Raw genomic sequence first — 19,315 nt, forward strand, 5'->3', positions numbered from 1 at the left:
TCCTGGATTAAAAAGAAAAGAAAATCGGAAAACTCAACGCTCGGAAAAGGCTTCGGAAAAAGTTTTGGTGATGGGCTTGGTGAGGTAACGGAAAATGGAGTGGCTCACACCGCGGATGTCTATGCTGGCCGTCATACCGGGCTGGATCTCGATCGGCTTGTGTCCGGCGGCGTGACGTTGCTGCACCGGGTCAAGCTGCACCTGCACGCGGTAATAGATGTTTTCACCCGCGCGTGTGTCTTCCGTGAGGGCGTCGGCGCTGACGTACTTCACGGTGCCCGACAGCACGCCGTAGATGGAATAGTCGTAGGCGTCGAGCTTGACGGCCGCGGGCTGGCCCACACGGATGCTGGCGATGTCGGCGGGTTTGAATTTGCCTTCGACCACAAGGTCGCTGCCGGCGGGCGTGAGCTCCATGACCACATCACCGGCCTTGACGCGGGAGCCGAGGGTGGTGAAGCGGATGTTGCGCACGGTGGCGTCGGCGGGGGCGCGGATTTCGGTACGCTCAAAGGTCGTGATCCGGTCGGCCAGCACCTGCTCCTGCGTGGCCAGGTCTTCCTCGGCCTTGGTCATCTCGGCCTGCGCGTCCTGGAAATATTTGTTGCGCCGGTTGGTGATCTGGCCTTCGAGCTCAGCGACCTGCTTTTGCAGGCGGATGATTTCGACGCGGGAGATGTCGCCGCTCTTGAGAAGCGGCTCGCTGATGGAAAGCTCATCGCGTGTGGACGCCAGCATGGACTGTAGCGCGGCGGCCTCCTGGTTGACGGCACGCTGGCGGCGTTGAAACAGCTCCGTCTGGTTGCTGACGAAAGCCGGGAACTGCTGAACCTCGGGAGGAAACACCAATGGCCGGCCCAGGACTTCGGCATGCAGGCGTACCAGCGCGGCCTTGAGCGCGGCGACCTTGGCACGGCTGTCGCTGAGCGAAGCCTGTCCCTGCTCGCGTTCAAGCATGACAAGAACTTCGCCTTTCTTGACACGGCTGCCTTCACGCACCAGGAATTTTTCATTGACACCGTCGTTGGCGGCCTGTACCAGCTGGGTGCGCGAACTGGCAATCACCTGGCCGGTGCTGCGTGCGATCTGCTCGACGTCGAACCACAGGCTCCACCCTACAAAACACCCGATGATGAGGATGAGCAAGGCGATGATGCGTTGTGCCGAGCGCAAGGCCGGCGGTGTGGAGGACAGGGATTTCTTCATGCGACGGCCTCCAGGGGGGCGCCGGGACGCGCGGCGGATGCCGGGCGGGACCGGGCGGCAAGCTGCTGCAGCACTTGCGCCTTGGGTCCGTCCAGCACGACACCGGTGGGCGACAGGATGACCAGCCGGTCCACCAGCTGCAGCAAAGCGGGTTTGTGCGTGACCAGGATCAGCGTCTGGTCGACCTGCACGCTGGCACGCAACGCGGCGATGGTGCGATTTTCGAGAGGCTCGTCCATGGACGCCGTGGGTTCGTCGAGCAGCCACACGTCGGGCGCGGCCAGCACCATCCGCGTCAGGGCGATCAGCTGCTTTTGGCCGCCCGATACGCCAGTGCCGCCCTCGGCGATGGGCATGTCCAGGCCCTTGGGGTGCGCGGCAATAACCTGCCTCAGGCCGGTGAGCTCGCAGGCGGCGAGCAGGTTCTGCTCGGTTTTTCCGACGACGCCGGTCGTGAGGTTGTCGCGCAAGGTGCCGGCGAACAGGCGCACGTCCTGGGGAAGATAGCCCAGGCGGTCGCTCAGGTGGGCGCGCGAGATGTGTTGCATGTCGATGCCGTCCAGCGACACACGGCCTTTGGAGGGCATGTACATGCCGGACAGCAGCTTGAGCAGGGTGCTTTTTCCGCTGCCGACCGGGCCAAGCAGGCCGACTTTTTCTCCGGCGGTGATGTGCAGGTTTTCCACCTGCAGTACCGTGGCGTGGCCGCGGTAACCGAACTCGAGTTTCTGCACCGCCACCTCGCCGCGCAGGCGGTCGATGACCAGCGGGCGCTCGACGGCATGGTTGTCCTGCTCAAGCGTGAAGATATGCGAGAGGCTGCGCATCGCCGATTTGGCGTTGGCCCACTGGACCATGAGGCCGGGCAGCATGCCGGCCGGCGTGAGGACGCGGCCGGAGATGATGGAGCAGGCGATGATGCCGCCAGCCGTGAGCGAGGTGGAGGTGGAGGCGACGTAAGCGCCTGTGGCAACCAGCAGCACGTAGCTGATCTGCTGCAGGAAACCGGCGTAATAGCTGGCCGATTCGCCCAGGTGCCGCAGGCGCATGTCTTCGTCGACGTTGGTGCGGGTCAGGCCGTTCCAGCGCGCCAGGAATTGCCAGCCGGCGCCGCTGGCCTTGATGGATTCGGCGCCCTCCACCGCCTCGACCAGCAGGCCCAGCTTGCGGTTGGCGGCGGCCTGGCCGGAGAGCGCGTGGCGCTCCATGCCGCTGCGAAAAAGGAAACCGACCCCCAGCGCGACGATGAAAAACGCGACCGGAACCGCCGCAACCACGGGTCCTCCCAAGAGGTAGATGACCGCCAGGAAGATCAGCGCGAACGGCGTGTCGACCAGCAGGTAGAGCGTGACCGACGAGGCGAAGGAACGGATCATTTCGTAGCTGCGCAACTGGGCCGACAAGGTGCCGACGCTGGCGGGGAACTGGTCCATGCGCACACGCAGCAGGCGCTCGAAGATGTTGTGCGAGAGCTCAAGGTCCATGGACCGGATCGAATGCTCGGTGATGGCGGCGCGCGCGAACTTGGCGATCAGCTCGAGCAGGATGCCGACGGCGATACCGGCCGTCAGTGCGTAGAGGGTGGACAGGCCTTGCGTGGGGATCACGCGGTCGTAGACCTGCATGCTGTAGAGGGAGGTCAGCAAACCGAACAGGTTGATCACGATCGAAGCAATGGCCGCATGGACAAAGTAGCGCCGGTTGTCGCGCAGCGCGCCGCGGAACAGCTCGCCCGCCGTCCGGTAGAAGCTGAGGCTTTCGGCCTGGGTTGCGTGGATCTCGGTATAAAGCGCGCCCTGGGGCAGCACGGTGACGTGCCTGCGGCCGGAGGCGTCTTCCAGCAGCCAGCCTCCGGCCGGTGTGTGCTGGTGCAGGATGAAGGCGCCGGTCTCGGGGTGAATGGCCGCGGCGGGCAGCTTGGCCGCCGCGTGGCCTTCAACCCAGGATTGCGAGCGCACGCCCATGGAGCGGAATGCGTGGTCGACACAGTCCCGCAGGCCATCCCGGGTGACACTCTTTTCCTGCAAGGCCGCCAGCCGGCCTTCGAGTTCGGCCATCATGTGGGACTGCATGGGCCGCAAGTCCTTGACGATGTCGGGCAGGCGGCGGGCCAGCCACAGCACGCTGAGCGTGACGGAGGACGGCGCGTTCTGGGCGGGGGAATTGTTCACGGAAGCTCGCTTTCTGGAGACCACATGGGTATGCCGAGGAGCAGGCCCAGGCGGTAATAGGCGCCGACACTGCCGGCGCGGGCCTCGGCCTCGGCCTGCTCGGCCTGGGAGATCTCGCGCACGGAATTGAGCAGGTCAATCCAGCTGCGGCGGCCGCTGACAAAAAGGCGCCGGTTGGAGGCCAGCACCTCGGCGGCGCCTTCGCTGCTGCGCTGCAATTCGGGCAGGCGCCGCAGTGCGGACTCCAGGTCACGCCATTCGGACTCGACACGCTCGCTGACATCGCGGCGGCCGGCCTCCGCCGTGCGTTGGGTCGCCGACAGGTGCCGCTCAGCGGCTTCGATCTGGGAGGCCAGCGACAGGCCCGAACCCGGCGCGTACTGCATGGACACATAGACCCGGTTGCCGGCCGCGGCGGAACCCAGGAACTCGCCGACCTGGCGCTCCAGCCGCAAGGAGACGGTGGGCCACATGGCGGCACGCGTGCGGTCGATTTCGACGGCGGCCAGCCGTGCGTCGATTTCGGCAAGGCGCAGGTGGGGGTTGTCCTCCATCGCGCGCTCGAGCAGGCGCGCGAGCATGGGAGGACGCGGCGGGGAGGCGGGCAGCTCGAGCTCGCCGGGCTGCAGGGGCCGGCCAATCGCACTGCCCAGCTGTGCCAGGGCGGAGTGCTCGAGCGCGCGGAAGGCCTCGAGGTCGGCCTGGGCCTGCGCGAGCCGTGTCCGCACCATATTGACGTCAGCCGTGGCGGACACCTCCGCCTGGCTGCGCCGTTCGATCATGCGCAGCAATTCGCGCAACGTCGCGACGTTGCGCTCCTGGGCGATGCGGCGGCCGGCGTTCAGCAGGTAGGACTGGGCGGTGGTGGCCACGCGCGTCGCCAACGTGATCTGCGTGTCTGAAATAGCCTCGCGGGCGCGCAACTCGCGCAGTTCGGACAGGCGCAGGTCGGCGGTCAGCCTGCCGCCTGTCCAGAGCGGCTGGGTCAGGCGAAAAACGGTGGCGCTGCGCCCGTGCAGCGAATCGGTCTGCACGCCGGGAGCGGGCCAGAACTGCATGCGCGCGGCTTCGATCATGCTTTGCGCGGACTGCTGGTCGAACCGCGCGCTGGCGATGGTGGGGTGGGTCTCGACGGCCATCTGCAGCAGCTGCCGCAGGCCCAGGCTCGTACTGGCTTGGGGACCAGGGGCCGCCTGGCCGGCCTGGGCGTGCAGCGCACTGCAGGTCACGCATTGCGCTGTCAGGGCAAGCCGCACGCCGGCAAACTCACCCGAGGCGGATGCCGAGGCCCCGTTTTCGCTTTGTGCCTGTGCAGCGCCGCAGGGGCCTAAAAACAGCAGCGCGAGAACGATCAATGCTTTCATGGGGACGCGGTGCCGCTGGTTAACGGCTTGGCACGGGACGCGCACGGCGTGAACCCTGCCCGGCGCGGCCGTGTTGGCGAGGGACGTTGAAGGCCTTGGCGGGCGCGGCACGCACCAGTTCACGAGCCGCAATCTCTTTGCTTCCGTGCGCGGTTGCAAGACAGGAATGAATGAGTCTGGCCATGAAAAAACGTGTAGTGTTGAAGACCGCTGGAGCGAAGGAAAGAGCTGGTTTCAGCTTATCGATATCTGTTACGCGGTTTTTTAGAGATAGTCTTTCTGCGGACAATGTTTGTCGGGTTCCACTTTTCATTTGAAACAGAAGCCCGCGGGCGAGGTAGGGCTGGGGCAGCGCATCCTGGCGCGCAACGGTCATTGCCGGCCCCCTGACTGGCGGGCCGTCGACCGGCTACCTGATACATCAACAGGGCCGGGCGGCCCGGCTAGCGCTCGCGCAAGCCTTCCTGCGCGGCCTGCACCAACGGGCTGAGGAAGAATGAGATCACCCGGCGCTGCCCGGTCTTGATCTCGACATGGGCCACCATGCCAAAGCCCAGCGGCACGTCGGCGCCGTCGACGGCGATGCGGGTGCGCGCCAGCTGCACGCGCACGGCATAGAGCAGGCCGCGCTTCTCGTCGGCAATGGCATCGCGCGAGACGTCAAGCACCACGCCGGGTATGGCGCCGTAGGTGGTGTAGGGAAAGGTTTCGAGCTTGACGGCGACTTCCTGGCCGGCGCGCACAAAACCGATGTCCTTGTTTTCCAGCATGGCCTCCACTTCGAGCGGATGTTCCCCGGGCACGATGACCATCAACTGCTGTGCCGGTGTGACGACGCCACCCACGGTATGCAACGCCAGTTGCTGCACGCTGCCGGCCACCGGCGCAACCAGCCGGGTCAGGCTGCCGCGCCCCTGGGCCTTGCTCAGTTCCTGCTCCAGCGTGGCCGCACGCTGCTGGCCTTCCTTGAGGCTGTCGAGGGTTGCGCGGCGGATCTCCGCCTTGAAAGCCTCGCTTTGGCGGCGGCTCTCGGCGACGGAGGCCTGCAGCTGCTGAACGCGCTCGCGCTGCACCGACAACTCGCCTGACTGCTCAAGATAGGCCTGCTGGCGCTCCAGAAAAGTGTGCTGGGCCACATAGCCGTCCCCGGCCAGCTTGTCCAGGTCGGAGGCACGCTGCCGCATCATGGGCAAAGTGGCTTGCAGTTTGGCCACCTGTTCCCGGCTGGCGCGCAGCTCGGCCTGGCGGGTGGTGATTTCCGCCTCGCTGCGCGCGAGCTTGGCAAGGTACTCGCCGTACTGCCCGTCGAGCATGCGCGCCGCTTCGCGGTGCTGCTCAGCCGAGACCTGGGACAGCTGCGGCAGAACCGGGGCCTTTGCGCGGGCCATTGCATCCAGCAGGGCGCCCGCGCGCGCGGCCTGCAGCAGGGCGGCTTCAAGTTCGGCGCGTGAGCGCTCGATGTCGGCAGCCTCGGTGGTGGCGTCGAGTTCCACCAGCAGGTCGCCGGCCTTGACGGCTTGCCCGTCTCTCACATGGATGGCCTTGACCACCGCCGCGCCCAGCGGCTGCACCACCTTGGTATAGCCGCTGGGAACAATTTTGCCGCTGGCAACCGCGACGATATCGATCTTTCCAAACACGCTCCAGGTGACGGCGATGAGGGCGAACACGATAAGCAGCCACATGAAGACGCGGGGCGCGGCAGGCACGGGCGTCTCCTGCACCGCGAGCACGGCGGGCAAAAATTGTGCCTCGGCGGCCTTGTAGCCGCGCGTGTCGGTGTGCCGGCGGCTGTCCCAGGCCAGGGTGAAGACGGCCTTGTAGCGCTCCAGCAGTTCGCGCATCGCGCCCAGGCGTTGTTTGAAGCTGTCCATCGTCATGCTCCCTGCATCGCATACAGGTGCGCGTACTGCCCGCCCGGCAGGCCCAGCAGTTCCTCGTGTGTGCCCTGCTCGACAATCTGGCCCTTGTCGACAACCACGATGCGGTTCGCATCCCTGACCGTGGAGAGCCGGTGCGCGATGATGAGGACCGTGCGCCCGGCGCAGATGGACTTCATGTTGTCCTTGAGGATGCGCTCGGACTCGTAGTCCAGCGCGCTCGTGGCCTCATCGAATATCAGGATGCGCGGATTGCCGATCAGCGCGCGCGCGATGGCGATGCGCTGGCGCTGGCCGCCCGACAGGGTGGCGCCGTGTTCACCCACCAGGGTGTCATAGGCCTCGGGAAGTTCGATGATGAATTCATGGGCGCCGGCCAGCTTGGCGGCGGCGATGACCGCCTCCAGCGGCATTGCGGTATTGACCAGCGCGATGTTGTCGCGGATGCTGCGGTTGAACAGCATGTTCTCCTGCAGCACCACGCCGAGCTGGCGCCGCACCGTGGTGGCGTCGGTGGTGGCAAGGTCGACGCCGTCTATCAGCACGCGTCCCTGGTCGGGGATGTACATGCGCTGCACCAGCTTGGTCAGCGTGCTCTTGCCGGAGCCGGACCGGCCCACGATGCCGATGACCTCACCCGCGGCGACCTCAAAACTGATGCCGCGCAAGACCTGCGGTGCGTCGGGCCGGTAGCGGAAGTTCACCGCGTCAAACTCGATGCGGCCCTCGATCTGGGGCATGGCGCTCTTGTTGCCGGCGATCTCGGGCCGGGTGTTCAGGATGTCGCCCAGGCGCTGCATGGAAATGCCGACCTGCTGGAACTCCGTCCACAGCTGCGCCAGGCGGATCACGGGGGCCGCGACGTAGCCGGCGAGCATATTGAAGGCGATCAGCTGCCCCACGGACAACTTGCCTTCGACCACCAATTGAGCGCCCAGCCAGATGGTGGCCACAGTGACCAGCTTGCTGACCAGCGAGACGCCGTTGTTGGCCAGGGTGCCCAGCGTGGTGGTGCGAAAGCCGGCGGCGACATAGGCGGCAAGCTGGTTGTCCCACTTCTGCGCCCATTGCGGTTGCACCGCCATCGACTTGACGGTGTCTATGCCGCCTATGGTTTCGACCAGGAAAGCCTGGTTTTCGGCGCCGCGGTTGAATTTTTCGTTGAGCCGCGCGCGCAGGACCGGCGTGAACAGCACCGAGAGCAGCGCATAGCAGGGCAGCGACACCACCACGATCAGCGTCAGCCAGACGCTGTAATAAAGCATCACCGCGAGGAAGACCACGGAAAACAGCAGGTCAAGCACCACGGTGATGGCGTTGCCGGTCAGGAAAGAACGTATGGTCTCCAGTTCGCGGATGCGGGCCACCGAATCGCCCACGCGCCGCGCCGTGAAGTAGGCCATGGGAAGGCCCAGCAGGTGGCGAAACAGCCGCGCGCCCAGTTCCACGTCGATACGGCTGGAGGTGTGGGCAAAGACGTAGCTGCGCAGGCCGGTGAGCACCACGTCGAACACCGAGATGACCAGCAGGCCTATGCAGACGACGTGCAGCGTGGTGAGGCCGTTGTGCACCAGCACCTTGTCCATCACGACCTGGAAGAACAGCGGCGTGACCAGCATGAAGAACTGGAGCACGAGGGATACCAGCAATACCTCGACCAGGGGCCGGCGGTACTTGACGACTGCGGGGATGAACCAGCTGAAGTCGAACCTGGCCATGTCGCCCGCCAGCGACGCGCGCGAGGTGATCTGGATCAGCTCACCCGACCAGCGCTCATGAAACGCCGCCAGCTCCAGCACCTGCGGGCCCGATACACCCGGCTCCTGGACCAGGGCCTTGTCCTGGTCAACCCGCGCGAGGATAAAAAACCCGCCGTCCGTGCCGAGGGCAATGGCCGGCAGCGCCGCCAGCGCCAGCCGCGCGCGCGACGGCCGTCTGCGCGCGGCCACCAGTCCCAGGCTTTTGGCGGCATTGAGGATGTCGATGACATCCATGGCCTGGCCGTCACGGCTGAATTCGTGCCGCAGCTTTTCAGGGTCCGCGGCAACCGCGTGGAACTGCGAGAGCATCACAAGGCAGGCGAGCCCGCTGTCCGGCACCGCGTCGGGCGCCGGCTGTGCTGCCGAGGATTGGGCGCGCGAATTGCCCCGCGGCAAGACCGGCACCACTGTATTCATGACCATCCGCTACTCCCTCCCCCTTACGCCGCCTCTTCCATGCAGGTCCGCGGCGGCAAACGCCCCGGTGTACCCGCATGCAGCACTTCTGCCTTACGAGCGTGCCGTGTGTTGTCTACGGCAAGCCGATAAGGCGCTTTTATGCGGCACCACTTTGGCAGTACACGACATGGGGATCGAGCATAGGTTTGCGGACGGGGCGCAGCGAAGGACTTTGTCTTTGTGCAGACAATGTGTGGGCGATTTATCTGGACACCGCCCCGGCCGGCGTCAAGGCAGCGCGGCGTCCTGCATCAGCACGATGAGTTCTTCCAGCGTGGGCTTGGTGATATTCATGCGGGCTTGCCGGTGTTTGCGGGAAAAGCGCAGCCAGGTTTCCAGCGAGCGCAATTCCAGCATGCCGTAGTTCACGCGCAACCAGCCGGCCGCAACGAGGTGATGCACGGCCTCCGAGAAAACACTGCGCGACACCCCGCAGACGGACGCGATGACGGTTTGTTTGACGGGAATCTCCACGGACGTGCCTTCGAGCCCGTGCGTGGGCGGCCGCGATGAGTTGTAGTAGAGCGCCTCGGCGAACAGCGCCAGGCCCATGACCACCCGCAGCGGCGGGCTGCCCTGCTTCATGAGCACGATCATTTCCGAATGCTGCCGGCTGCGCCAGGCCATCAGCAGGGCGATGTAGCGGGAAAATTCCGGCTCATCCTGGAATGCCGCCAGCGCGTCGGTGGCCGGCACACACACCGCGCGGACGGGGGCCAGGCACACATAGTCCAGGCATGAGGGATAACGATTGAGCAAGGGCTCTTCGCCAAACCAGGTGCGCGGGCCGTAGATGTTGACCTGGATGCAGCCGCCCTCTTGCAGGGGCACGCTGGCGCCCACCAGGCCGGAGACGATGTAGGTCCAGGCGGCCACCTGGCCGCCCTTGGGCCAGATGACGTCGCCGGCATCGAAGGCCGTCATCTTCACGCGGGACAGCATTTGCAGCGCCGAGCGCTCGCCGATTCCCAAACCCGTCAGCAACTGATAAATGTATGCGCCAGACATCCCTATCCCCTTAACATCGGAAAGCACTGGCAAGCACTTCCGTTTTTTTTGATTTCACACGGAACGCGGATCAGGACAAAGCCTTGACCGGCATGAAAGGCATGGGCGTCGTGTCGACCCACACACCTGGCCGGTACGGGGAGTTGCGGTCTTTTTGCGGCAGTGCCGTCGGCCGGCCGGGCATGAAGCGCAGCAGATCATTCAACGCGGCTGCATCAGGCAGCACCGGCAAGGAAAGCACGGAATCCCGCCGCCCCGTGAGCACAATGGTCTCGGCGCCGCATCCGTCGACCAGGGACTTCAGTTGCCTCCAGTCCAGGCGTGCCGCGTTGATGAGCGTCACGTCGGGGCAGGACCGGCCGTTGGAGCCATCGGCCCGCCACTCGGCCCAATGCACGGCTTTGCCTTTGTCGCGCCCCATCTGCGCCCTGAATGACTGCAGCACCGCGTCATCCTCCGCCAGGAACTGGCTGAGTTCGATAAAGTACATCATGATGGTTGTCCCCTTGAATGGCTGAGCAGGTTCATGTCCTGCCATCGATGGGCATCGATGGCGGTCGCCGGGAAGCGATGAACCAAGCATAGGCCGCTCAAGAGCAATTGGGCGCAACATTGTCCGCACGAAGGCAATCTCGGTGCTTTTTTGAAAATTGGCATGCGGCCCAAGGCATCGCCGGTGCCGCGGAGCAGACACGCGACGGCGCGATCCATGGGCTGGTGTCGCGGAACTGGCCGTCGACATGCCGGGTCGAGGCTCTGGCGAATGTGCGGCCATCACGACGATACGCGGCAGCTTGCGGGCCGGCTCGATGCCGCCATCATGCGGCCGCCGGAAAGCGCTGCATGCCGTAGGGCGCAGCCTCGAAGGGCAGCGCCCCGCCGGTGAGCTGCGCCGCCAGCAAACGCGCCGTGGCCGGGGCCGTGGTCACGCCCAGGCCTTCATGGCCCACGGCCAGCCACAGGCCAGGCTGGCGCGGATGGCGGCCGATGATGGGCAGGCCATCCGGCGTGGCGGCGCGAAATCCCGTCCAGGTGCGCACGGTGTTGAGGCCGGCCAGCGCCGGCAGGTAGTCCAGCGCGCGGCGCAGCATGCGCGCGAGCATGGGCGCCTCCACCGCCGGGTCGGTGGTGTCGAACTGGCGCGAGGAGCCTATCAGCAGCTGGCCGGTCGGGCGCGGCTGCACATTGAAGGCCACCGACGCGCCGTCGCTGTGATGCGCGCTGCTGATGTAGCCGAGCTCGACCAGCTGGTGGTGCACCGTGCCGGGGTAGCGGTCGGTGATCGCGAGGTGGCCCTTCTTGGGACGTATCGGCAAGTCGGGACAAAGGCGGCTGGCCTCTATGCCCGCGGCCAGCAGCACGGCGCCGGCGCTGCGCCAGCTGCCGTCCGCCAGGCGCACGCGCGATCCCTCGATGGCGGCCACCTCAGCCTGCTCAAAAGCGATGGCGCGCGGCGCCTGCGCAAGCAGCCAGCGCGCAACATTGGGCGCATACACCACGCTGTCGCCGCTGACCTTGAGCGCCCCCGCCAGGCCCGGGCGCAGCACCGGCTCCGCCGCGGCCAGCGCTGCGGCACCCAGCAGTTCGCAGGCGACGCCATGGGCCTGCAGGCAGCGCCGCTTGTCTTCGGCGACCGCCATTTCGGCGTCATTGGCGGCCAGCCACAGCGTGCCACAGGCGGCGAAGGCGCAATCGGCATTCATGCGCGGCGCCCAGTCATGCCAGATCTTCAGCGATTCATGGCTGAGCGTCAGCTCCGCCGGGTTGTCGTCCATCACCACCAGGTGGCCCATGCCGGCCTGCGTGGCGCCGCCCAGGCCGGCGTCCAGCACCAGCACGTCGAGCCCCGCGCGCGCGAGTTCATGCGCGCAGGCCGCGCCCACGATGCCGGCGCCTATCACGATCACGTCGGCATTCACAGGCGTATGCCCCAGGCGAAGGGATCGCCCTCCTCGATCAGCAAGGTCGCCTCGGCGCTCATGTGGGCGCGCCCGCGCAAGGTCGGGATGACCTGGCCTTCCTCCACGGCATAGCTGGCCTCGAAGCGGCTGCCGATGATGCTCGCCTGGTGCCAGACCTCGCCGGGCGCAAGCTTGCCGTCGGCGGCCAGGCAGGCGATCTTGGCGCTGGTGCCGGTGCCGCAAGGCGAGCGGTCGTAGGCCTTGCCGGGGCACAGCACGAAGTTGCGGCTGTCCGCGCCACCGTCGTCGTCCGCGAAGAGCTCGATATGGTCTATCTCCGCGCCGCCGGCGCCGGTGATGCCCTGGGCGGCCAGTGCCTCACGCAGCGACACGCTATACGCGGTCAGGGCCTCCAGCTTGTCGCTGGCCACGCGCTGGCCGTGCTCGCTCGCCAGGAAAAACCAGTTGCCGCCCCAGGCCACGTCGCCGCGTACCGTGCCGTAACCCGGCACCTCGACGGCCACCTGGTGCAGGTGCCGCCAGGCGGGCACATTGCGCACGCTCACCGAACCGTCGCCGTGCAGCGTGGCCGTGACGGTGCCGACCGGGGTCTCGATGCGGTGTTCGCCGGGCCTGACCAAACCCATATAGGCCAGCGAGGCCACCAGCCCTATGGTGCCGTGCCCGCACATGCCCAGGTAGCCGGTGTTGTTGAAAAAGATCACGCCCGCGGCGCTGGCCGGGTCCACCGGCTTGCACAGCAAGGCGCCCACCACCACGTCGCTGCCGCGCGGCTCCAGCACGGCGGCGGCCCGCCAGTCGTCGTGCTCCCGCGCCAGCAGCGCGCGGCGCTCGGCCATGCTGCCATGGCCCAGATCGGGAAAACCATCAATCACAAGGCGCGTCGGTTCGCCGCCGGTGTGGGAGTCGATTATTTTGATTCGCTTCATGGTGCAAGTCTGAGGGTGGGTTCGGTGCTGAGCTTACTTCTTCAGCCGGGCAAAGCACCGGCACCGCAAGCCGTGGCGGACGCCTGGCGCCGGGTGGATGACGGCCCGGCAAGACCCCGGGCGCGGGAAGGAATCAAGGATGATTCCTAAAACAAAGGAATTAAATTTTGTTGCATTTAAATATATTAAAGAGATATTTAAATTGACTTTACAGGGTATCAAGCAGCTTGCCAAGCCGCCTTTTTTGCGCTTGGAAGGTGAATTTGCGGAATCGCCGGAATGTCCGCCGGTGGGGGCGGACCTGGGCGCGGCCGCGCCCTGGCCTCAGAGCCCCGCGATGCTCGGCTCCGCGGGAGCGTCCACCCTGTCGATCCTGCGCCGGACCGGTTTGGAGAAAACGCAGGCGCCCAGGATATGCAGAAGGTCTTCCTGCACAAAGGACGTGCCCAGGTACATCGGGCTGACGCCGCAGAGATGGCGATGGAAGTGCTCGATGAGCGCGCGCCGGCAAGTGACGGGTATGACGGTGACGGCGCGAGACGCCGCCAGCTGCGCCAGGAAGGCCTTCATCGCCGGGCTGCGGTCGCCGCGCATATGCTGCTCGCGCAGGCGCACAAACACCACACAATGCCGGAAGGTCTCGAACATCCATGGCGCGCCCGTCAGCGGCGTGGCGTCTATGCGCGTGATCAGCCTCGAGGCGGACAACATTTGCAGGCGGCTTTGGAAATCCTCGACGGCGAGTTCGTGGAACTCCACCAGCAGCACGCGAACCCCCATGCCTTTGCGCAAGGTATTGAATTCAAAAGAGTCTCTGGCACTCATAAGCATCCCCTGCTTCCCGAGGCCTGGTGCGGATTTACTAAGAGGATCTGGGCGGCACCACCCGGTCAGCGTCGCCGCAGTGTCTGCGAGAACGCCGGGATGTACAGGGGACTTTGTCTGTGCACGGGCAATGCTTGCCGGAAAAAACAACTATTTATGTGCGCACTGCGGGCTTTCGGGGGCCGGGTGTCCGCAAGAATTTCCGCTGATCAACAACAAATGTCCGCAGAAACACATTGTCGGCTTTCCCATGCCGGCACGATTTTTACAATGGCCACGACGCTCCGGCGTTCCTTGTTCTCATCCCAGACAAGGCTGCTGTCAAGCAGTTCAAGCCCCCTGCAGTGACCTCTACTGCAGGGGCTTTTTTTTGGGCGCCTGAATGAACCAGCGGCCGAACAGCGGCCCGGCTAGGCCCTGTCCTTCCAGCGCTGCATTTCCCACGAGGGCAGGCCGCGCAAGTCGCCGACCCGGGCGCTCTGGAATTCCGCGAGCGCCGGTTTCGCGCCCAGCCTGTCATAGGCCAGCTTGACCACGGGTGCGGTCTTGACGAACACACTTTTGACCTGCGCCCAGTTGAGCGGCTCGGGAATGATCCTGGCGCCGGCAATCATTTTGGAGGTCGCGAGCAGGGACAGCGCGTCGCCTTCGGTCGACCAGGCCCAGCCGCGGCGAAACACCACCTCGTCGCGCACCACCTTGGCGCCCTCCGCCGGTGACAGGCCCCAATAGGACTTGACCAGCTGCGACACCACGCCGGGGTCCGACTCGCTGAGCACGGCCACGGCTTCCTGCTGCGCCAGCAGAAAGGCCAGCACCAGGTTGGGGTGCTTTTCCACCAGGCTGTTGTGCACGATGCGAAAAGACCGGTGCAGGTAGTAGCCGTCCGGATAAAAAGGCGAGTTCTTCACCGAGGGCAGCAGGATGCCCGCGCCCTTGCCTTCCGGCCCGTCGTAATGGCCCTCCGTGTAGCCGTAGGAATTCATGATGGCCACCGTGCCGGTCGCCTGCGCCTTCAGGAAGGCCGGGTAGACGGCCAGCGTGGCATCCATGCCGGCCGGCACCTGCGCCGCCTCGGGCAGGGTCGGCAGGTGCACCATGCGTATGCCGTGGGCGGCCGGGTCCGGGTTGCCCAGCTCATAACGCAGGATTTGCGTGAACGCGTTGTACGGGTCCGCGCCCATCAGCGTGCCCACCGTCTTGCCCTTGAGGTCCTGCACGTTGCGGATAGTCGAATCCTTGCGCGTGCACAGCAAAAAGCGCAGCCGCCCTTCCGCCACCGACACCAGGCTGAAAGGATGCTGCGCCACGATGGCGCGTATCGTCGGCGTGTTGCCCCACATCGCCATGTCGAGCTGGCCCGCGGCCAGGGCCTCCACCTGCGGCGCGGCCGCGGGGTAAGTCCGGTAGTCCATGGTCAGGTCGTAGCCGAACTCCGCCGCGTGCTTCTCAATCAGCCGCTTGCTGATCATGTGTTGCGTGACCGGCGAATTGCCCGCCGCCCACGGAACCCAGCCGTAGGACATGGTGAAGGGCCTGCCGGCCTGCGCGCGCGCCATACCGGCAAGCCCGAGCGAGGCGGCCAGGCCCGCGCCCCGGCGCAGCCAGCGCCTGCGTGTCAATATCGGTACGCTGTTCATGACAACCTCTCTTTCAGCCTGGTGAGGACCGGCTGTGAAGCCTAGCCCACCGTCGCCGGCTCGCTCGCCCGGACGTGTTTCGCATCGGCTTCGTGCACGATCCGCTCCACCAGTTCATACACCTCATGCAGCTCGCCGCGCGGGCCCAGCGGCACCGTGGCCGCCAGCCGGAAGCGGAAGTAACGCGCCGCCGCCAGCGCCACCGAGCGGCTGGCCGCGACGTTCAGCCCCAGCGCGTTCGCCTGCCGCGCCAGCGCGCGCGCATTGTCCAGCGGCGCGCCCACCGCGGTGAAGGTCAGGTGGTCCCAGGTGCCGAAATTGCCCACCGTGGCGCCGCCGAAATCCAGGCCGAAGCACGGCGGCTTCACGGATGTGTTCAGCCCCTGGGCCAGCGCCTGCATCGCGTCCACCGCGCGCAGCGCCGCCTCGCAGGCATAACCCGCGGGGTTGGAGACATTCAGCGGCGTGTTCCACAGCGCCACCGCCGTGCAGCTTTCATAGCGGTCCATCATGCCCTTGCCCTGAGCAACTTCCACCGCGAATATCTGCAAGTAGTGATCGGCATGCGGCGACCAGCTCACCGCCGTGGCGTGCTGCTCGTCCAGCGCGGCGCACAGCACCGCCAGCTCGCGCTGCTCCACGCCGGCCTGCGGCGTCAGCCGGTTGGCGATGAAATGTTTCACCAGCGGCCGCGGCACATAACGCGAGAAACCCTGCAGCGCGATGCGCGCCATCGCCAGCGACTCCTGCAGGCGCCGCACTTCCGAAATATCGCTGTCCTGCGGAATGTCGCTGTCGAACTCAAACTCGCGGATGTGCTTGGCCGAACGCACCAGGTTCTTCAAAGGCGTCGCCAGCCGGTTGGCCATCCAGAACAGCATGGGCAGCAGCATCAGCAGCCCGGCCACGCCCACCCCCAGCAGCATCCAGCGCATGCGCCGCACCTGCGCCAGCAACAGGTTCTGGTCCGACACCAGCGCCACATAAGCCTTGTGGCTGAACACCCCCTCCATCGGCATCACCACCGCCGCGAAGCGCTGGCCCCCCGCGCCCTCGACCGAGTGGATGGGCATCTCCTGCGCCGCCCCCTGTTCCACCAGCTTGTGCAGCGAGCCGTACAGCGGATCGCTCAGGGAAGAAAGGCTGAGCGGCGTGCCTGAACCCAGCAGGCGGCGCAGCCTGTCCGCCTGCGACCATCCCCAGACACGGCCCTGCGCGTCGAACAAAATCAGCTCGGCATGGCTTTCCTCGCCGCGCGCATGCAAGAAATCCGACAGGCCGCCCACCGTGAACATCGCCGCCGCGACCCCGCCCCGCGCGCCGCTGAGCGGGCGCGACAGCGCCATACCGAACTCCTCCGGCACCTTCAGCACAAAGGGATCGGTCGCCTGGAAAGTGCCCAGGTTCAGGTCGCTCGCGCCCTGGTACCACGGGCGTTCGCGCGGGTCGTAGCGCTCGCCCCAGGGCCGCCGCTGGCTCGCGATCGCCGTCATCTGCTGGTCGTAAAACACCCATTCTTCGACACGCTTTTGCCGCTCGTCCACCCGGATGATCTGCTGCGCGTAACGCGCCTCCGGCAGCGACTTGGCCCAGGCCCGGTCGCGCGCGCTGCGCAGCACCATGTTTTGCACGAAGCTGCCGTCCGGGTAGCCGAACACCAGCGAGCCGATCTGCGGATAGCGCTGCTGCATGGACATCTGCATGCGCAGCACCGAAATGTCGTTGTCGCCCTCCAGCCCCGCGTGCGGGTCGTTGGCGGTCGCCTCCAGCCAGGCACGCGCCGGCTCCTGGAAGCGCAGCAGCTGCTCCTGCGTGCGCCGGCCCAGCTGTTCGAGCTCGCGCTGCGCGCCGTCAAAAACGATGCGGCTGGCCGCCAGCTCCGCCAGCGCCATCAGCGCGACCACCAGCACCGTCACCAGCGCGGCATAGGTCCAGAACAGGTGGGCGCGAATCGACCTGGCGTGAAAGCTCGGTATCTTGATCACCGATGTCCCCCTGCGGTGCTTGTTTGCTTTGCAAGATACGCCACGCTAATGGCTTTGACAAGGTGATTGATACTGGCTTTGGGGGCCGCGGCCAGGCTTGAACAGTTTGTGACGTTTGTCAGGTGGGTGGGGCGCCGGGGTGTCTCCTCCAAATAGAGGGGTAGGGGCCATCATGAACCGGCCTTTGTGCGGCGTATGCTGGCTTGAACTGGGGCGGAGCTTCAGGACAGAGCCATATTGAAGGACCTCAATCGGCGCTTCACTTGGAGCAGGTGCGCTAACTTAATGTCACAAATCCCCGCGCCTTGGTGCGCAGATATCGCGTTAAACATTCAGTCGCCAATGAGCGGCTGTGGATGGGAACAGGATCCAGGACTTTGTTATAGATCTTATTGTCCTGCAGACATCCATCTAACCTTTCAGCGACGAAACTCAATCATTAGACCTATCGGCAAATCCGGCCTGAGCAAGTGCATCCATGACTCTTTGCTGCTTTTTATTCCGCTTCTTATTCTTGAAGCTTGCCTCAAATTCAAGCTCTTCTGGCGTATTCCATTGCCTGACCTCACACAATTCGCCACCCGCCATGATTGGGCACCAGCCAATCGTACTTTCGAAAAAAGATAAATCCACAATATCAAAAACATGCTCTCCCGCTCTCCTAAGCGTGACCATGCCGAAGGAGTAATGCGTGTATGCGCCGCCTGCGCCTGCCGGTGCGCGTTCATCAATCATTTTTTGAGTCCAGCCCTCCACATCTCCCGTAGCTTGCGGCAAGGGGTCCTGAAACAGCAGCTGAAACGAAAGGCCGTTAACTCGACAGAAGCATGGGATGTCCTTTTGCTCAAGCAAATCCTGCACAACCAGGTTGTCCGGAAATTGAATTTTTAGCAGCATATTTATTGCCTTGGTGCTATTGGTGCTGTCGCTGTTGAATTTCGCCGAAGCTCGACCCAGTTTTTTCCATCAAATTTTGACCCGTGCTCCAGGTGAAGGAGTGGGTGGGCCTACGTGGTGTTGAATTTCGCCGAAGCCTGACCCAGTTTTTCTATCAAATTTTGACCCGTACTCAACGTGAGGGAGTGGGTGGGGCCTACGTGGATCCCGCTAGGGTGGAAATGACTGTCCTAACCGGGTCAGATTTCGACGGAACTCAACACCATCCTGCTGGATCTCGAATAATGACGTTGCCAGCAGAATTGATTCCTTCGACCATTACCCAGTGTCCCACTTTCGTCACGGAGGAGCCTGGACTTTGAAGCAATGTCATGACTGGGTGAGAACCGCTGGAAGTCAAATAATTCACCAATCCTTTAACTTGCTCGCTAGCTACCGGCGCTGGCTGTGAGTGCTCCCTGCTGGCTCGTCACGCTGGCAGCCGTGGCGTTGATGTCTTTGCCGGCCGTCAGGCTGACATTGCCGGTGGCGCTGACCTGGCTGCCCACGTCTTGGGTCTGAGAGAAGCGGGTGTAGTTGCGCTCGTCGCGGGTGGCGTCCACGCTGTCGGTTTTGGTGGCCGTGTTCAGGTTGATGTTGTTGCCGGCCTGTAGCTGGGCGCTGCCCTGGCTCTGGATAACGCCGGCCACGATATTGGCGTCGAGCCCGGCGCTGGCGACCAGGGTGCCGCCGGCATTGGTGATGTAGAGCCCGGCCACGCAATCTATGCCGGCGAAACTGTCGAGCCCACGCCTGCCAAACGTCGCCACTATTGATGCCACCAGCTCGGTTGCTGGCGAGCGAATCCGTGTCAATTACGGCAGTTTTTTCTCTAAAGAATCTAGCATCATAGAAACCACGGTCCCCGCCGATCCTCTGGCTGAATCGATAGCAGAACGGATTCTCTCAGCACTCTCACCGACTACATAGCCCAAGGACAGCCGGCTATTTAACGAATCGAGAGCAGCAATCTTGACTTCATCATTTTCTGAAGAAAGCAATTTGAGAAGGAGATTAAATGAAGCAACTCCGCCGGCATCATCGCCTAGAGTCTCCGCACACGATACAAGCCATAGTTTCGATTTGGTCGGGATTTTTTCGTCAAAAATTCTCCAGTCATTGGCAGAAAAACCTTCGAGCATTGCAACTGCTTCCGAAATGCCGATATCTGACCAGTAATTATCGAATTCTTTGACTCCATCCAAATACTCTTCATATTTTGCAAACATG

Annotated in this window: 16 protein-coding genes; all 16 read right to left on the minus strand. The window is 64.6% G+C overall.

Features of this window, described 5'->3' with window-relative positions; genetic code table 11:
* Window positions 1-33: 33 nt before the first annotated feature.
* The gene (locus tag AC1D09_RS15785) at window positions 34-1,206 is read right to left on the minus strand and encodes a beta-barrel domain-containing protein (protein WP_477660972.1); all 1,173 of its coding nucleotides are present in this window, start codon (window positions 1,204-1,206) and stop codon (window positions 34-36) included.
* Window positions 1,203-3,377, minus strand: a complete 2,175-nt coding sequence (locus AC1D09_RS15790) for an ATP-binding cassette domain-containing protein (RefSeq protein WP_477660971.1) — start codon at window positions 3,375-3,377, stop codon at window positions 1,203-1,205. Before AC1D09_RS15790 ends, AC1D09_RS15785 begins: the two co-directional genes overlap by 4 nt.
* Complete coding sequence (locus AC1D09_RS15795) at window positions 3,374-4,741, minus strand: TolC family protein (RefSeq protein WP_477660970.1); 1,368 nt, start codon at window positions 4,739-4,741, stop codon at window positions 3,374-3,376. The genes AC1D09_RS15790 and AC1D09_RS15795 overlap by 4 nt, the downstream gene beginning before the upstream one ends.
* A gap of 19 nt (window positions 4,742-4,760) precedes the next feature.
* Window positions 4,761-5,117: a hypothetical protein gene (locus tag AC1D09_RS15800; protein ID WP_477660969.1), complete on the minus strand. Its 357-nt coding sequence runs from the start codon at window positions 5,115-5,117 to the stop codon at window positions 4,761-4,763.
* Between the two features lie 67 nt (window positions 5,118-5,184).
* Entirely contained in the window at window positions 5,185-6,615 is a 1,431-nt protein-coding gene (locus AC1D09_RS15805) for an HlyD family type I secretion periplasmic adaptor subunit (RefSeq protein ID WP_477660968.1), read from the minus strand.
* A gap of 2 nt (window positions 6,616-6,617) precedes the next feature.
* Complete coding sequence (locus AC1D09_RS15810; RefSeq protein ID WP_477701126.1) at window positions 6,618-8,804, minus strand: type I secretion system permease/ATPase; 2,187 nt, start codon at window positions 8,802-8,804, stop codon at window positions 6,618-6,620.
* Between the two features lie 264 nt (window positions 8,805-9,068).
* On the minus strand, window positions 9,069-9,848 hold the full coding sequence (locus tag AC1D09_RS15815; RefSeq protein WP_477660966.1) for a Crp/Fnr family transcriptional regulator: 780 nt from the start codon (window positions 9,846-9,848) through the stop codon (window positions 9,069-9,071).
* Between the two features lie 70 nt (window positions 9,849-9,918).
* Window positions 9,919-10,341, minus strand: a complete 423-nt coding sequence (locus tag AC1D09_RS15820) for a hypothetical protein (RefSeq protein ID WP_477660965.1) — start codon at window positions 10,339-10,341, stop codon at window positions 9,919-9,921.
* A 325-nt stretch (window positions 10,342-10,666) separates the two neighbouring features.
* A complete protein-coding gene (locus tag AC1D09_RS15825; RefSeq protein ID WP_477660964.1) occupies window positions 10,667-11,767 on the minus strand; it encodes an NAD(P)/FAD-dependent oxidoreductase in 1,101 nt (366 codons plus the stop codon).
* Entirely contained in the window at window positions 11,764-12,699 is a 936-nt protein-coding gene (locus AC1D09_RS15830) for a 4-hydroxyproline epimerase (protein WP_477660963.1), read from the minus strand. Before AC1D09_RS15830 ends, AC1D09_RS15825 begins: the two co-directional genes overlap by 4 nt.
* A 324-nt stretch (window positions 12,700-13,023) precedes the next feature.
* Window positions 13,024-13,524, minus strand: coding sequence for a hypothetical protein (locus AC1D09_RS15835; RefSeq protein ID WP_477660962.1), 501 nt, complete (start codon window positions 13,522-13,524; stop codon window positions 13,024-13,026).
* 410 nt (window positions 13,525-13,934) lie between these two features.
* Window positions 13,935-15,164: an ABC transporter substrate-binding protein gene (locus AC1D09_RS15840; protein ID WP_477660961.1), complete on the minus strand. Its 1,230-nt coding sequence runs from the start codon at window positions 15,162-15,164 to the stop codon at window positions 13,935-13,937.
* A gap of 41 nt (window positions 15,165-15,205) precedes the next feature.
* Window positions 15,206-17,149 (minus strand): hypothetical protein, encoded by a 1,944-nt coding sequence (locus AC1D09_RS15845; RefSeq protein WP_477660960.1) that lies wholly within the window; start codon window positions 17,147-17,149, stop codon window positions 15,206-15,208.
* Window positions 17,150-17,581: 432 nt separating this feature from the next.
* Complete coding sequence (locus AC1D09_RS15850; protein ID WP_477660959.1) at window positions 17,582-18,046, minus strand: hypothetical protein; 465 nt, start codon at window positions 18,044-18,046, stop codon at window positions 17,582-17,584.
* A gap of 428 nt (window positions 18,047-18,474) precedes the next feature.
* Complete coding sequence (locus tag AC1D09_RS15855) at window positions 18,475-18,867, minus strand: hemagglutinin repeat-containing protein (protein WP_477660958.1); 393 nt, start codon at window positions 18,865-18,867, stop codon at window positions 18,475-18,477.
* 33 nt (window positions 18,868-18,900) lie between these two features.
* Window positions 18,901-19,314, minus strand: a complete 414-nt coding sequence (locus AC1D09_RS15860; protein ID WP_477660957.1) for a hypothetical protein — start codon at window positions 19,312-19,314, stop codon at window positions 18,901-18,903.
* Window position 19,315: the final 1 nt, after the last annotated feature.

The organism is Polaromonas sp. P1_A2 (assembly GCF_056406895.1).

Coding starts and splice junctions, on each gene's coding strand:
- AC1D09_RS15810 (WP_477701126.1), bottom strand. CDS start 8,804: ATGGTCATGAATACAGTGGTGCCGGTCTTGCCGCGGGGCAATTCGCGC.
- AC1D09_RS15820 (WP_477660965.1), bottom strand. CDS start 10,341: ATGATGTACTTTATCGAACTCAGCCAGTTCCTGGCGGAGGATGACGCG.
- AC1D09_RS15835 (WP_477660962.1), bottom strand. CDS start 13,524: ATGAGTGCCAGAGACTCTTTTGAATTCAATACCTTGCGCAAAGGCATG.
- AC1D09_RS15800 (WP_477660969.1), bottom strand. CDS start 5,117: ATGACCGTTGCGCGCCAGGATGCGCTGCCCCAGCCCTACCTCGCCCGC.
- AC1D09_RS15815 (WP_477660966.1), bottom strand. CDS start 9,848: ATGTCTGGCGCATACATTTATCAGTTGCTGACGGGTTTGGGAATCGGC.
- AC1D09_RS15830 (WP_477660963.1), bottom strand. CDS start 12,699: ATGAAGCGAATCAAAATAATCGACTCCCACACCGGCGGCGAACCGACG.
- AC1D09_RS15795 (WP_477660970.1), bottom strand. CDS start 4,741: ATGAAAGCATTGATCGTTCTCGCGCTGCTGTTTTTAGGCCCCTGCGGC.
- AC1D09_RS15850 (WP_477660959.1), bottom strand. CDS start 18,046: ATGCTGCTAAAAATTCAATTTCCGGACAACCTGGTTGTGCAGGATTTG.
- AC1D09_RS15785 (WP_477660972.1), bottom strand. CDS start 1,206: ATGAAGAAATCCCTGTCCTCCACACCGCCGGCCTTGCGCTCGGCACAA.
- AC1D09_RS15805 (WP_477660968.1), bottom strand. CDS start 6,615: ATGGACAGCTTCAAACAACGCCTGGGCGCGATGCGCGAACTGCTGGAG.
- AC1D09_RS15840 (WP_477660961.1), bottom strand. CDS start 15,164: ATGAACAGCGTACCGATATTGACACGCAGGCGCTGGCTGCGCCGGGGC.
- AC1D09_RS15860 (WP_477660957.1), bottom strand. CDS start 19,314: ATGTTTGCAAAATATGAAGAGTATTTGGATGGAGTCAAAGAATTCGAT.